Source organism: Kitasatospora sp. NPDC001095 (assembly GCF_053598615.1).
The window spans coordinates 55,332-68,424 of record NZ_JBSFKQ010000016.1 but is presented as its reverse complement, the minus strand read 5'-3'; the positions used below and the strand labels follow the sequence as shown (position 1 = coordinate 68,424).

Below are 13,093 nucleotides of genomic sequence, written 5' to 3'. Positions count from 1 at the left end.
GCGAATAGCCGGAGGACCCAAGACATGTCGACATCACCGGAGTTCCGCGGCTTCGACCTGGTGCGGCGCGGCTACGATCGCCCCGAAGTCGACGACTACCTCAGGGCCCTGTCCGGAGCCGGTGCGCCGCCGCCCGTGCCGGCGTTCCGGATCATGTGGCGGGGCTACGACCGCGAGCAGGTCGACGCGCGCATCGCGGAGCTCCTGCGCCGCAGGGGTGGCGGCGCGTAACCCCCGCGTAGGACGCGGCCGGTGCCGTGAAGGCGCGCCTCATGGCCGCCGGTGGCCCGGAGAAGCAGCATGTCGGCCGAGCGGGCCGGGACCACCGCGATCAACCGGTCAGTGCGAGTCGTTGCCGGGGCGGCAGGGGCGGCCCGGCTCATCAGATGGGCAGGTTCCAGCCCGGTCCGTCCTCGGTGCCGAGCCAGACGCGCTGTCCGGCCGCCGACACGGTGATCCCGAAGGCGTCCTGGTGCGGCGCACCGGCCGCCCGCCAGCTCCGCACCGCGTGCTCGACCCGGTCCCACAGGCGGACGGGCCCGCGCTGCGTCACGGTCCATCCGCCGCCGGGGCCGGGTGCCGTCCGGGCCTGCGATCCGGTGGACAGGTCCCAGAGGATCTGCTGGGCCCCGAATCCCGTGCGGATGGCTGCGGGCGCGGCGAGTTGGGCCACCCAGCTGCCCGTCCAGTCATCGAGTGTGGCCGGGTCGATGCGGGTCGGTGACTCGTCGCCGGGCAGCAGGTCCAGCGTCGGGCGGGGCGGCCGGTCGTGCGGGCGGGCGATCATGAAGCTGGTCTGGTCGGCCAGGAACCGTCCGGTGGCCTCGCCGGGGCCGGTCACGTCGAGCAGGGCGAGGGCGTTCGCGTAGCCCCACCCGGAGAGGGTGACCAGGATCCGGCCGCCGGGCTTGACCTGGTGAAGCCACGGGAGCGGGACGTACCGGACCGAGCAGGTGGCGATGAGCCGGTCGTACCGGCCGCCGTCCGGATCGCCGCGCAGCCCGTCACCGACGATCAACCGAGGGGCGAACCCGGCCGCCTTGAGCGCCGCAGCGGCCGCCGCGCCGACGGCGGGGTCGTACTCGACGCTGGTGAGGTCGGCGTCCCCGAGGCGGTGGGCGCCGAGGGCGGTCGAGTACCCGGTCCCGGTGCCGATCTCCAGCACGCGGTGTCCGGCCCTGGTGTCGAGCTGCTGCCACATGCGCAGCACCACGGACGGGAGGGTGGAGGACGAGGACGGGATGCCCGTCACGGTTTCCCCGGCCGTGTCCTCGGGCCCGACGTGGCCGGTGCGGCCGTCGAGTTGGGTGACCAGCGTCCGGTCGTCGTAGATCCCCTCCAGCCATCCGGGCTCGCCCTCGCGGACGGTCCGGTAGCCGGTCGGAACGCTGCCGGGGACCGGGGCGAAGTAGCTTCCGACGAAGAGCTCCCGCGGAACGGCCCTCACGGCGCTCTCCCACCCGTGTTCGGTCAGCACGCCGTTGTCGGTGAGCCTGTCGGCCAGAGCGGTGCGGAGTTCAGCCGGTGTGCTCATGTGCGATGGAACCTTTCTGAAGCTGGTCGGCGAGGGCGCGGGCAATGGCGTCGGTGGTCTCGGACGGCTGCCATGCCCACTGGCCGTTCGGGTTGCATTCAAGGAAGTACCAGGCGCCCGAGGCGGTCACCGCGAAGTCGAAGGCGCCGTAGACCAGACGAAGCTGTCCGAGGTAGGCGGCGACCGCACGAGCGACCGGCTCGGGTACGTCGATCGGCGTGCACGCCATCCGGTCCTGGCGGCGCCGCCAGTCGAGGTCGGGGCTGTCGATCCGGACGCCGAACAGGCGGTCACCGACGGCCGTCACCCGTACGTCGAACACCTTCGGCACCTTCGCCTGGAAGAGGTGTGGGCAGGCGGACACGGCATCGGTGATGTCGGCTGGATCGACTTCGCACACCCACACGGCGTGAGGCTGCCCGTCGACCGTGTATGGGGTGTTCCACAGCGGCTTGTACACCGCGCCGTCGGCTTGGGCCGCCACGAACGACCGGGCCTGCTCTGCGCTGTTCGTGATCACCGTGTCGGGAACCATGAAACCGAAGCGCTGCGCTGCCGCCAGCTGTGCCGGCTTGTGCTCGGCGGCGCGGTTGGCCCAGGGGTGGTTCACGTAGTGCGCGGCGGGAAGCGACGCGAGGATGCCTCCCGCACCCCACAGGGCTTGCGACGCGGCGAACCGACGGTCCTGTCCGTCCAGTTCGGACGGGCCCTCGTAGGGCGAGGCCCGGCGCACCCAGACGGACCGGACCGCGGAGAGCTCGACGTTCCGGCCGGCCGTGCGCAGGGTGCCCCGCTGATCGCCCGTGCGGTACGTGGCGGTCAGGGAGGCACCCGTGTGCAGGTCGGTGCCGGGGTCGAGACGGACCACCGGTACCCGGCGCTCGGCGAGCACCCGCAGTACCGCATCCGCGGTCACGTCAAGGGGATTGGTCAGTACCAGCACCGACCCGCTTCGGCCGTCCATCAGCCGTTGCTCTGGTCCTGGTCGTAGGACTCGGTGGTGTCGGCGTCGGTCGGGCTGCCCGGGTTCCCGGCGGGCGTGGTCTGCGTGGGCGTCAAGCCACTGGTGCTGGTGCCGTGACCGCCCATCTCGACCGTTCGGCCGTGCTCGTCCACGAACACCGCGACCTGCGTCTCCGGGTCGATGACGGGCGTGTACTGCGGGACCGGGACGGTAGCCGTGAACGGCTGCATGCGGCTGGTACCCCAGGGTGCGGTTGTCATCTGTCCTGCGCCTCCATTTCGTGGCGGTGCTGGTGGGATCAACAGCTCGGCTGGATGGCCGGGTTGTGCGATCCCGTTCCGCGCTCCGGCGTCGATACTCTTGGCAGGAAGGTACGAAGTGGGCGGCGAACGCCGCCATGAAGTTCTACACGATTCCACACCGACTGCTGGGATCACCCGAGCAGCGCAGCGGCAGACGTGATCAGTTCACGAGCGGCCGACCCGTAGACGGCCAACTGGGCCAGCTCACCGAACGTTTCGGCGTACATCGTGATCTCGCTCGGTTGGGTGATGGTCAGATATCCAGAGATCAGTTCCACGTTCACCTGCGCGCTGTCGAAGATCCAGAAGCCTTCAACCGGCCAGCGCGTCCGATCAGGCCGCATCGGAACAACTCCCAAGCTCACGTTGGGAAGCGATCCGACTGTCGTCAGGTGGCGCAGCTGGTCGCGCATGACGCCGACGCCACCGATCCCGCAGCGCAGCACGGACTCCTCAATCAGGAAGGCGAACCGCCGGTCGCCCGCATACAGCACCCGTTGGCGCTGCATACGGGCGGCTACCGCAGCCGGAACGTCGTCAACGAGCCCTCGGCGCTGCTGGATGGCCTGGAGAGCGGCAGTCGTGTACCCAGGCGTCTGAATCAGGCCGGGCACCAACCATGATGAATAGGAACGGAATCGATGTGTCCGCTCGTACAGTGGAAGTCGGGCTTCCTGAGCCGCCTTGAGGCCGGCGCGCTCCATGCGTCGCCACTCGATGAACATGCCTTCGACGGCTCGCAGAGAGGCGATCATGTCCGGCGCGCGGTCCTCGGCCCCGCAGGCCCGACACCACTTCCGGATGTCGTCCTCGGACGGCGGTGTGTGGGCGTTCAGCAGACGCGAGACCTTGGAGGGGTACCAGCCGCATGCCGCGGCCAGGTCACGTCCTGACAGCCCGGCATCCCGCTGGATCTCGCCGAGCCGGTCGGCGAGATTCTGGCGGGCGCGCTGGACACTTGAAGATGCCGGGACAGCCATGGACGGTTATCGATCAGGCGAGACGGTACTCCGCGTGCGGTGTCGCCCGCTTCCATGCGACCTCGTAGGCCGCCAGGTACCGCTTGGCGAACTCCGGATCGTTCCGGACCTCCATGCCGGCCTCGGCCCACTGCCCGTCCCCGGTGAAGTGGTGCAGGATCACCACCTCGTCGTCCATCACCCAGCCGTCCAGGCCGGGCAGGAACAGATCACCGGCGCGGGAGCGCGGCAACCACCGCACGTCCTCTCCCGCCGCAATGTTCGGAAACGTCACGTCGTACTCGTACCGGATGTAGTCGGTCACCGGCTCGGAGACAACCCGTAGACGGCGCATGGCGACTCCACGGCCGGTCGCCTCGGCCACCGCGTCCAGCCACGACCGCCACCACGACTCGCGGTCCATCGGATCAAGCCGCTTGCCCTGCTGCCAGGCGATGAACTCGGGGTCGTCCAGCATGTAGCTGTCCCGCATCTCCAAATGCACCGCCGAGCGCTGCGCCTTGGCCAGCTGCTCACGAACCGCTGTTGCCACCGTCGTTGACCTCACTGTCCGGCCGGGGGATGAACTGGATCATGTTGGCGGGCAGCCGGAACACGCCCTCGTGATCCGGGATGTCCGTGGAGTGGCCCGGGATGGAACCGACCTCCTGGGCTTCCCTGATGGTGGCCTCGTCGGCCTTCCAGGACTGGATCACCAGGTCACCGGTCGCCTCGTCCAGCCAGATGGTCGGCGAGCCGTCATCGGGGTGTTCGGGTAGATCCCCAGAAACTTTAGCGTCATGACTACCTCCCGTACCGAGTGGATTCCATACAGTTCCACGACCTTGGCCCCACCGGCGAAAGGCCGTCAAGGGCGCGAGTGGAGCAGTGCCGCAGCCCCCGACGCGCGGGCGGGGGCGGCGGGCGGCGGCGGGGAGTCAGGCGTCCTCGTCGGGCGTCGGGGCCGCGCGGAGGGCGGTGACGACGCCCAGGGCGACGGTCGCGAAGGCCAGGGCGAGGAGGACGGCGAAGGCCGTCCCGATCAGGTATCGCACGAGGTCCTGCGTTCGGCGTCGAGGAGCAGGGTGAGGAGGTTCAACAGCGTCGAGGCCGGCGCGGTGTTGAAGCGGACGAGGACGCGGCCGTCCATGGTCCTGTCGGTGTCGATCGAGGGGAAGATGAGGCCGAACTCACGCCCCCGCTCCCGGACTTCGTCCAGCAGGGCGCGGATGTGGTCCTCGGTGTAGTACCGGATCCGGGGGTCGGTCGGCAGCATCGGGTGACGGCCGGGGCGGTAGACCATCAGGCGGCGTCCTTCAGCAGCTCGAACCAGACGGACTTGGCACGCTCGTGGGGGTCGACGCCCCAGCGGTGGGTGAGGGCCTCGACGAGCTGGAGGCCCCGGCCGGACTCGGCGAGCAGGGACAGCGGCGGGGCCGAGGGCAGGACCGGGCTCTCGTCCGTGACGGAGACGCGGAGGGAGTCGCCGACGGAGATGATCTCGACCAGCGGCGCGGGGGTGTCGGTGTGGCGCCAGGCGTTGACGAGGAGCTCGCAGAGGGCGAGCTGCGCGTCGGAGATGAGGGAGGGGGACCAGCCGACGCGGGTCATGGTGTTGTGGAGGGTGTGGCGGGCGATGGCGATGGTGGGCGTGTTGATGTGACGCATGGGAGTTCTCCCGAGGCGTGAGTGAGGGGGAACCGGCGGAACAGGTGTCGCCGTGAGCCAGGCCAGCGGAGATGGGCGCGGCTGCTCTGCGGTGCTTGCTAGCAGGCGTTACTGACGATCCGTCGGATCAATGTGAGATCGACCATAGCGCAGTCGGGCTCAATTTTGAGCCGATGATGGGGAGGTTCCCCCGAACGTGGCACCTCCACCGCCTCGACCTGCGGCAGACTGGTCATCATGGCGCTACGACCGAACCCAACCCTTCGCCAGCGGCGGATCGGGACCGAACTGCGGAGGATGCGGGAGCAGGCCGGCCTCGGCGGCAGTCAGCTGGCACGCGAACTCGGCATCCAACCCGCACAGATCACACAAATGGAGAGCGGGAAGGGCGGGATCAGCGCGGAGCGGCTGCGGACCATCGCGTCCGTCTGCATGTGTGACAACCAACCCTTGGTCGACGCGTTGGCTGCCATGACCTCGGAGCGGGTGAAAGGCTGGTGGGAGGAGTATCGAGGGATCCTGTCCACTGACTTTCTTGAGATTGCCGAGCTTGAGGCGAACGCGCAGAGCATCTCGACCTGGGCCACGACATACCTCCCCGGACTACAACAGACCGAGGCCTATGCGGCAGCGGTGTTCTCCCGCTTCGCTCCCTTCATTCCCAGCCACGACCTCGACGCCAGGACCGCCTTCCGCATGCAGCGAAAGGACACTGTCCGCCAGAACGGGGTTCCCTACTTCTCATTCATCCATGAAGCGGCGCTGCGAATGCAGTTCGGCGGCCCTCGGGTCCTCGCCGATCAGCTCGACCACCTCATCGATGACTCGCTGACCAGGCGAGTCTCAGTACGCGTAGTACCGTTCGACCTCGACACGTTCCCGGGCTGCGGCGAGAACATCATGTTCATCGAAGGACCGGTACCCGAGCTCGCCACACTCCAGATGGATACTGTGGCCGGATGCATGTTCTTCGACGCCCAGGCAGGCCTGGGTCGCCACCGGAGCGTCTTCGAGCATCTGAACTCCGTTGCCCTCTCCGAGGCCGAATCGCGCGAGTTCATTCGATCCATCGGGGATGAAATGCGAGGCAAGTATGCGTGACTCCAAGTGGCAGAAGTCCAGTTACAGCGGGGCTTCGAGCGAGTGCGTGGAGGTCCGCACGGTCAGCGGCGTGGTCGAACTCCGCGAGTCCGACGAAGGCCACACCATCCTCCGCACCACCCCCACCACCCTCGCCGCCCTCCTCCACGGCATCAAGGCCGGCGAGTTCGACCACCACGCCTGAACCCTTGCAGCCCCCTTGCGCAGGAAGTCGGCCTGCCCGACTTCCTGCGCAACCGCCTCGTCTCCACCGCCCCTCGCGCATGCTTGCGTGAGGGGCCGACAGCTCCCCCAAGGCGCTCGACCGGCGTCCGGCAGCTCAGCTCGGCTGCTCGCCGAGGGCAGTGCGGAGCCAGTCAAGCGAGTCGGTCGCCAGAATGGTGTCCGCGAGCGCGTTGGCGGTCTTCGTGGTCAGCCGCCCACGGCTGTTGTCGATCCACCGCTGGGCGTTCGCGTAGCCCTGAGCCCGGTACTCGAGGCCCTGGATCAGGCACTCCAGCTTGTCGGCGTCCCGCGCGCAGATCGCTTCCGGCGACTCCTTCGCCTCGTACTCGGCGATGAGCTCCTGTACGGCCGACGCCAGAACCTCGGGCATGCCGGCGACCTGGTCGGCCGTCACCGCCTCTGGGTCGGCGCTGCTCGCGTACTTCTTTCCCAGGTAGTTGACGTCTCCCGTACGCGTCTCCGCGATGTCGTGCCAGGTGGCGAGGAACGCCGCCTGCGCGGGGTCGGCGCCTTCGAGCTTGGCGATGAGCGAGGCGAGGAGCGAGGTCCGCCAGGAGTGTTCGGCCACCGACTCGGGGTCGCGGACGCCGGCCATCCACCAGCCCGTGCGCTTGGTCTGCTTGAGCGTCCCGGCTTCGAACAGGAAGCGCGCCACCGAGGACAGGTCGTCGGGCACCGTCGGACTCCCCTCACGCCTCAGCGAGGCGGATTGCGTAACGGATGTTCTCAAGTTCGCGCCGCCCGCGCGACGAGAGCTCAGCGCTATCCAACATCATGGGAAGCCGTTCTCGTAGAGCGCTTGCCGCCGTTCCGGAGCGCAGCAGGTTCGGCCGGATCTGGAGCAGCGACCACACGCTGTGGATGTTCAGGTCGAGGTAGCCATGACGGGGGTCGATGCCATCGGCGAGGTGAGCGAACAGCTTGTGTCCGGGCCAGGAGCCCGATGCCCGGGATGCGATGAAGTCGTCGGAGAGTTCGAGTGGGATCTCGCCGATCCAGTACGCCCAGTAGTTGAGGTTCGCGGCTGCGCCGACGTCGTCGGCAAGGGCGGTTTCGATGAAGTGGGACATGCGGTCCGGGTCGCCGTGCCGAGCCGAGACCATCGCGACGGAGCGGAGGTTGAGCCAATCGCTCAGCCAGTCGCTCGGCCGCGCGGTTCGCTGTTGGTGGGCGAGCCACGCCCGCGTGTCGTCCTGGTCGTCAAGTCCGGCGAGGTAGAGCGCCTGGCGCCGGAGGAGGAACTGGTCGCTCCCCCGGGCCTCCTCCGCTGTGCGCCGCATGTTGGCGAAGAACCGGTCGCGGTCGCCCGTGGTGAGCTCCGGGCCGGTCGGTACAGGCCCCCGCCGGGAGCGGGCTGGTGTCGGCAGCTCACGGAAACGCCGGGGCGTCCCGCCGCCGAGCGGCCATGCCAGGATCTCGATGAGGTCGCGCTGTATCACCATCGACCCGAGAGGGCCGACGCCGGACAGTGCGCTCTCTCCGAGGACGCCGGCGAGGAGCACATCGGCCTCAAGGGCATGCTCAAGGGCTTGGAGGAGGGTGGGCGGGGAACCCATCCGCATCAGCCGGTGTCGGTACGCGAGTACCTGTCCGACGGGCACCGCGGTGAGTGAGCGTCGGCCGCTCTCCCACCCCGCGATCGTGTCCGCCGAGACCGCGAGACGTTCGGCGAACTCCTCCTGGGTGTGGTCCTGTTGCTCTCGGATCACCCGCAGGACGTACCCGGAGATGATGCCCGAGCGAGGGCGAGCGGCCCGGCCCTGACTGGCGGTCGGGGTTTGGCGTGAGCTTGATCGCAATGAAGTCCCCGTTTTCGGGAGTCCGCTCCGATTTACCCGTACTGGTGGTCACTGCATGGTCCGATCGGAGACTCCTACTGTGGTTGCCGTCCCCGGTCGAGGCTAACCGGAAGCCCTCCTGGCAAGCCTCCCCCTCCCCCGAACCGGTGACAGGAACCATCGAAACCATGGAGGTTACCGATGTTCGCTTACACGGATCGGATCCCGACCGGGAGCCCGCTTCCGCAGGGGCACGTGACCCCGACCCCGTTCGTCGTCGGGAAGATCGCCCCGTACCCGCCGTTCGATGCCGGCACCACCGCTCGCCGGATCGAGCTGGACCCGGCGAGCCAGACCGCGAAGTACTTCGACCCGGACGGATTCCCGATGATGATGCCTGGCCACGGCACGTCGTCCGGTACGAACCCGCCGACCGGCACCACCGGGCAGGGCGACACTCAGGGCGGGGACGCCGCGGACAGCGACACAGGGAACGACACCGACCAGTGACGTCGACTGACACGGGACCGGTCGCGGTCGTCACCAACCTGCAAGACCCGACCGCTGACCTGGTGATCGCCGAGCTGCACGACCGGGGTGTCCCGGTCGTGCGGTTCGACGCCGGTGACTTCCCCGCCACCCTGTCGTGCTCCGCTCGGATCGGCGGCAGCGCGCAGAAGTGGGAGGGGAGCGTGCGCACTCCCACGCGGCTCGCCGGTCTGGGCTCGGTCCGGTCCTTGTACTACCGGCGGCCGTCCGCGTTCGCGTTCCCCCACCTCAACCCGCAGGACGCCCGGGTCGCCGCCGCGCAGGCCCGCTACGGCCTCGGCGGCGTCCTCGTCTCCCTCCCCGGGTGCCTGTACGTCAACCACCCGAACCGGATCGGCGACGCCGAGTACAAACCCGCCGGCCTGGCCGCCGCTGCGGCCTGCGGCTTCCAGGTCCCACCAACCCTGCTCACCAACGAGCCTGACGCGGCACGCCAGTTCATCAGGACCCACGGGCAGGTGATCCACAAGCCGATCAGCATGCCGACGTACCTGATCGACGGCGTGGCCCAGACCGTCCCCGTCACCGAGGTCACCACCGTGGAGATCGGCGACTCGGTGGCCGGAACGATGCACCTCTTCCAACAGCGCGTCAACAAGGTCGCCGACGTGCGGGTCACGGTCATCGGTGAGCGGGTGTTCGCCGTCCGGATCGACTGTGACCTCCTGGACTGGCGCGTCGACTACTCCGCTCACACCTACACGGCGATCCCGGTCCCGGAGCGGGTCGAGCGCGCCGTGTTCGCCTACCTCGCGCACTTCGGGCTGGTCTTCGGCGCATTCGACTTCGCCCTCACCGGGCCGGAGCACGCCGATGACAGCTGGATGTGGATCGAGTGCAACCCCTCCGGGCAGTGGGCTTGGATGGAGCCTCCGACCGGGCTGCCGATGACCGCCGCTCTGGCAGATCTTCTCCAACGAGGAGCAGCATGACCGACACCGCACGGCTTCGGCGACAGCTTGCCGACAGCATCACCGGGCGCGATCTCACCGAACCGGCCTGGCGCAAGGCGATCGAGGAGGTCCCGCGCGAGGTGTTCCTCTCCGACGCCGTCTTCCGCCAGGGTCAGGACGCGCGGGGCGTGACGGTCTATCGGCCGTTGAGCCGCCACGAGGTCCCCGAGGCCGAATGGCTGGCGATGGCATACAGCAACGAGACCTGGGTGACCCAGGTCGATGGCATCGACGCCGGCGACGCGACCGGCCCGGTGCACGGACTACCGACCTCGTCGTCGACGCTGCCCTCGCTCGTCGTCCGGATGCTGGAGGCTGCCGGTATCGGGGCCGGCGACCGGGTGCGGGAGATCGGCACCGGAACCGGGTACTCCACCGCGGTCCTGTGTCACCGGCTCGGCGACGACCTGATCACCTCGGTCGAGGTCGACCCGGCGGCCGGTGCCCGCGCACGCGAGGCGCTGCATCGCCTCGGCTACGCCCCGACCCTGGTCGTCGGCGACGGCCTGGACGAACGGCAGGCCGGTGTCGAGTTCGACAGGATCGTGGCGACCTGCTCGGTGCGCAGCATCCCGTACCCGTGGCTCTGGCAGCTGAGGCCCGGCGGCACGATCACGACGTGCCTCGGCGGGTGGATGCAGGCCTCCGGGCTGGTGCACATCACCGTGCAGGAGGACGGCAGCGCAACGGGCCGGTTCACCGGCGAGGAGACAGCGTTCATGCTCGCCCGGCCGCACCAGCCGCCGCCTCGTCCCACGTTCACCATGCACTCGGGTGTCGCCCGCTCGACCGGCCTCGACCCGTCCCGCCTGTGGTCGTGGACCGGCAGATTCCTCGCCCAGCTCGCCGCGCCCTCGGCCGAACTGCTGGGCGCCGGTGCCCAGGTGATTCTGCTGGACACCGCGACCGGCTCCCAGGCATGGACGGAGGTGGACGGGGCCGGCTGGACGGTTCATCAGCGCGGGCCGCTGCTGCTGTGGGATGCGGTGGAACGCACCTTCGAACGGTGGGAGGAGGCCGGTGCCCCGGAGCAGGAGCAGTTCGGTCTGACGGTAGCCGGCGAGGACCAGCGGGTGTGGATCGGCGGTCCGAGCGGCCCGAGTTGGCTCCTGCCCTCCTGAGCGCCGATAGGCTGGGTGCCCCGTCTCGAAGGAGGACCAGGTGGACGAGGACGAGCCGCTGGAGCGGTGGGCGGCCCGCCGGGACGCACAGCGCCGTTCGGTCGGCACGCTCAAGGCCGTTATCCTCGGCTTCGAGGACGCTCCGTCCCACCTGCACCAGGGCGAACCGCGACTGATCTCCCGCTGGGACGGCTACCAATGGGTGCCCGAGACCATCGCGCCGGACTACGCCGCCGCACAACGACTCGTCCACGGCATCGAGGGCGACGGCGTGATCCCGATGGTGTCGGCCCGCCCGGCGAAGAAGCCGGCGGGCAAGCACCGTAAGCCCTGACCGTTGACCCAGCGCCTGGCCCTGGCAGGGGCCAGGCGCCTTCGCGTCATGCGGGGCCTGACCACTCCGCCCCGCCGAGTTGTTGCTCGGCGGGGCGGAGTCGTGTGCGGTGGATCGTGCCCGGCTTCGACCGGTTCGGGCTCACCGTCACGCCCGACGGGCAGACCGTGTGGCTGGACAGCCCGGACGACCCCGTACCGGCGCCGCACTGATCGGAGTGGGAAGTCGGCCGGGCCGACTTCCCACTCCGCACCAAGCGCCTTACTGCTTTGGCTGGCTCGCCCGCTGCTCCCCTGTTACAGGAGCCGCAGGTGATCGAGGGCGAGGTAGGCCGCGGCGGTGTCGGTCATCTCCCCCGCGCGGAGCACCCGGGTGCGGAACTCCGCCAGGTCGAGGGTGACCACGTCGATGAACTCGGTGCGCTCCGGCCGCGGTTCGCAGATCTTGACGCAGTCGGTGGCGACGAAGGCGTGGCGGCGGGTGTCAGCGTACGCGTCGAGCCAGTACGACCCGACCTCGCGCACGTCGCCCTGGTAGCCGGTCTCCTCCAGCAGCTCACGGACGATGGCGCCCGCCGCGGACTCCCCGGGTTCGACGTAGCCGCCCGGGAGTTCGTGCAGCACGCGGTCGGGGCCCGGACGGTACTGGCGGACGAGAATGACCTGCCGGCCGGAGGTGAGGGCGAGCACGGCGCCGGCCGGGCGCTCGCGCTTGAGGTAGAACTCCTCCTTCCTGCCGTCGGGCATCTCGTAGTCGACGCGGTCCACGGCCCGGCCGAACTTGCTGAACACGGTGGTGCGTTCGAGCTCGCGCCACGACGCGGCGGTGGTGTCGGTCATGGCCAGGACTGTGCGACTCGCCTCGTCGAGGAGGGAGCCGCTTCCACTGGGATGGCGGGCGCGGCACGTCCGGGAGACCACCGGATCGGGTGATGTGGCAGGGCACATCGGTGGGCAGTCCACGGCCACCCCGGTACGCTGATCCGCCCGCCTGGAGGGGAAGTTGGAAGGCCCTCAACGCGCCTGGTCCACCATCCTGACCGGCTCCCGGCTGACCATCCGACGTCCCGGCGACCTGACCTGGTTCGACAGCGAGATCGCCGCCACCCGCGAGTGGCGCCATCGCGTCCACGACCACGGCACCCTGCTACTGATCACCGGCCCGTTCACCAACGCCTTCGACTTCCGACCCGCCGCCCCAACAGGCCGGCTCTTCCTCCTCAACACACCGGTCCGACCCGCAAACGACACCTGACCGGGGCCATCCTCGAAGCCGTCGGACAGCAAGCCGCGGGGGCAGGACGCAGCAGGGCGGCCGGGGACGCGGCGCGGCGGGCCGCGCAGGCGCTGACCGAGGTCTGCGGGCAGATGGGCTGGGTTGTACCGGCGGCTCGGGCCGCCGGATCCGGTGCTGGCGGCCAACGTGCGGTGGCTGGCGGGATACTGGCACCCGCGAAACCTGGGCCGGGCCGGGCCGTGCTCAGGCACAGCGTCGAGTCCATCCTGCGCGCCACGTCGGCCGTCCGGACGGCGGGGCCCCCGTCCGACCGGGCCGGCGTGTAGCTCCCGGGCGGCGTCATGGACGCCGGACCGGCGGCGCGGGTGT

At 69.5% G+C, this 13,093-nt stretch carries 18 protein-coding genes and 1 pseudogene; 8 read left to right on the top strand and 11 right to left on the bottom strand.

What is annotated here, in order from left to right; all coding sequences use genetic code 11:
* The first annotated feature begins 24 nt into the window (after positions 1–24).
* On the top strand, positions 25–231 hold the full coding sequence (locus tag ACWDBB_RS16760; protein WP_449790292.1) for a hypothetical protein: 207 nt from the start codon (positions 25–27) through the stop codon (positions 229–231).
* A 151-nt stretch (positions 232–382) separates the two neighbouring features.
* Here ACWDBB_RS16760 and tgmC (ACWDBB_RS16755) read toward each other — a convergent pair whose 3' ends face one another.
* The 8 genes and pseudogenes from tgmC (ACWDBB_RS16755) to ACWDBB_RS16720 form a co-directional block, all read right to left on the bottom strand.
* Positions 383–1,534 carry an ATP-grasp peptide maturase system methyltransferase gene (tgmC, locus tag ACWDBB_RS16755; protein WP_449790291.1) on the bottom strand — a complete coding sequence of 384 codons (1,152 nt, stop codon included), beginning with the start codon at positions 1,532–1,534 and terminating at the stop codon, positions 383–385.
* A complete protein-coding gene (gene tgmB, locus ACWDBB_RS16750) occupies positions 1,518–2,498 on the bottom strand; it encodes an ATP-grasp ribosomal peptide maturase (RefSeq protein WP_449790290.1) in 981 nt (326 codons plus the stop codon). The genes tgmC (ACWDBB_RS16755) and tgmB (ACWDBB_RS16750) overlap by 17 nt, the downstream gene beginning before the upstream one ends.
* Positions 2,498–2,758 carry a putative ATP-grasp-modified RiPP gene (gene tgmA, locus ACWDBB_RS16745; protein WP_449790289.1) on the bottom strand — a complete coding sequence of 87 codons (261 nt, stop codon included), beginning with the start codon at positions 2,756–2,758 and terminating at the stop codon, positions 2,498–2,500. The genes tgmB (ACWDBB_RS16750) and tgmA (ACWDBB_RS16745) overlap by 1 nt, the downstream gene beginning before the upstream one ends.
* Positions 2,759–2,931: 173 nt before the next feature.
* Positions 2,932–3,780, bottom strand: a complete 849-nt coding sequence (locus ACWDBB_RS16740) for a helix-turn-helix domain-containing protein (RefSeq protein ID WP_449790288.1) — start codon at positions 3,778–3,780, stop codon at positions 2,932–2,934.
* Positions 3,781–3,793: 13 nt separating this feature from the next.
* Positions 3,794–4,312, bottom strand: coding sequence for a DUF6879 family protein (locus tag ACWDBB_RS16735; protein WP_449790287.1), 519 nt, complete (start codon positions 4,310–4,312; stop codon positions 3,794–3,796).
* Positions 4,293–4,561: pseudogene (locus tag ACWDBB_RS16730) on the bottom strand (hypothetical protein). Before ACWDBB_RS16730 ends, ACWDBB_RS16735 begins: the two are co-directional and overlap by 20 nt.
* Before the next feature lie 240 nt (positions 4,562–4,801).
* Entirely contained in the window at positions 4,802–5,062 is a 261-nt protein-coding gene (locus ACWDBB_RS16725) for an alpha-amylase family protein (protein ID WP_392925319.1), read from the bottom strand.
* Positions 5,062–5,427, bottom strand: a complete 366-nt coding sequence (locus tag ACWDBB_RS16720) for an ATP-binding protein (protein ID WP_449790286.1) — start codon at positions 5,425–5,427, stop codon at positions 5,062–5,064. The genes ACWDBB_RS16725 and ACWDBB_RS16720 overlap by 1 nt, the downstream gene beginning before the upstream one ends.
* A 237-nt stretch (positions 5,428–5,664) precedes the next feature.
* On the opposite strand from ACWDBB_RS16720, the gene ACWDBB_RS16715 reads away from it, so the two are divergent.
* A complete protein-coding gene (locus ACWDBB_RS16715; RefSeq protein WP_449790285.1) occupies positions 5,665–6,528 on the top strand; it encodes a helix-turn-helix domain-containing protein in 864 nt (287 codons plus the stop codon).
* On the top strand, positions 6,521–6,712 hold the full coding sequence (locus tag ACWDBB_RS16710) for a DUF397 domain-containing protein (protein WP_449790284.1): 192 nt from the start codon (positions 6,521–6,523) through the stop codon (positions 6,710–6,712). The genes ACWDBB_RS16715 and ACWDBB_RS16710 overlap by 8 nt, the downstream gene beginning before the upstream one ends.
* Before the next feature lie 135 nt (positions 6,713–6,847).
* Here the strand turns inward: ACWDBB_RS16710 and ACWDBB_RS16705 are convergent, their stop codons facing one another.
* Together ACWDBB_RS16705 and ACWDBB_RS16700 are read right to left on the bottom strand one after the other, a co-directional pair.
* Complete coding sequence (locus ACWDBB_RS16705; RefSeq protein WP_449790283.1) at positions 6,848–7,429, bottom strand: HD domain-containing protein; 582 nt, start codon at positions 7,427–7,429, stop codon at positions 6,848–6,850.
* 13 nt (positions 7,430–7,442) lie between these two features.
* Entirely contained in the window at positions 7,443–8,552 is a 1,110-nt protein-coding gene (locus ACWDBB_RS16700; RefSeq protein WP_449790282.1) for a helix-turn-helix domain-containing protein, read from the bottom strand.
* A 234-nt stretch (positions 8,553–8,786) separates the two neighbouring features.
* Between ACWDBB_RS16700 and tgmA (ACWDBB_RS16695) the strand changes: the two genes are divergently transcribed.
* From tgmA (ACWDBB_RS16695) to ACWDBB_RS16680, 4 genes are read left to right on the top strand one after another with little or no spacing between them, the layout of a single operon-like run.
* Positions 8,787–9,041, top strand: coding sequence for a putative ATP-grasp-modified RiPP (gene tgmA, locus ACWDBB_RS16695; protein ID WP_449790281.1), 255 nt, complete (start codon positions 8,787–8,789; stop codon positions 9,039–9,041).
* Entirely contained in the window at positions 9,038–10,012 is a 975-nt protein-coding gene (tgmB, locus tag ACWDBB_RS16690) for an ATP-grasp ribosomal peptide maturase (RefSeq protein ID WP_449790280.1), read from the top strand. The genes tgmA (ACWDBB_RS16695) and tgmB (ACWDBB_RS16690) overlap by 4 nt, the downstream gene beginning before the upstream one ends.
* Positions 10,009–11,154 carry an ATP-grasp peptide maturase system methyltransferase gene (tgmC, locus tag ACWDBB_RS16685; RefSeq protein ID WP_449790279.1) on the top strand — a complete coding sequence of 382 codons (1,146 nt, stop codon included), beginning with the start codon at positions 10,009–10,011 and terminating at the stop codon, positions 11,152–11,154. The genes tgmB (ACWDBB_RS16690) and tgmC (ACWDBB_RS16685) overlap by 4 nt, the downstream gene beginning before the upstream one ends.
* Before the next feature lie 40 nt (positions 11,155–11,194).
* Positions 11,195–11,488: a DUF6087 family protein gene (locus ACWDBB_RS16680; RefSeq protein WP_449790278.1), complete on the top strand. Its 294-nt coding sequence runs from the start codon at positions 11,195–11,197 to the stop codon at positions 11,486–11,488.
* A 296-nt stretch (positions 11,489–11,784) separates the two neighbouring features.
* Here ACWDBB_RS16680 and ACWDBB_RS16675 read toward each other — a convergent pair whose 3' ends face one another.
* Positions 11,785–12,327, bottom strand: a complete 543-nt coding sequence (locus ACWDBB_RS16675) for an NUDIX hydrolase (protein WP_449790277.1) — start codon at positions 12,325–12,327, stop codon at positions 11,785–11,787.
* 163 nt (positions 12,328–12,490) lie between these two features.
* Here ACWDBB_RS16675 and ACWDBB_RS16670 point away from each other — a divergent pair, with 163 nt between their 5' ends.
* Positions 12,491–12,742: a hypothetical protein gene (locus ACWDBB_RS16670; protein WP_449790276.1), complete on the top strand. Its 252-nt coding sequence runs from the start codon at positions 12,491–12,493 to the stop codon at positions 12,740–12,742.
* Positions 12,743–13,093 lie beyond the last annotated feature (351 nt).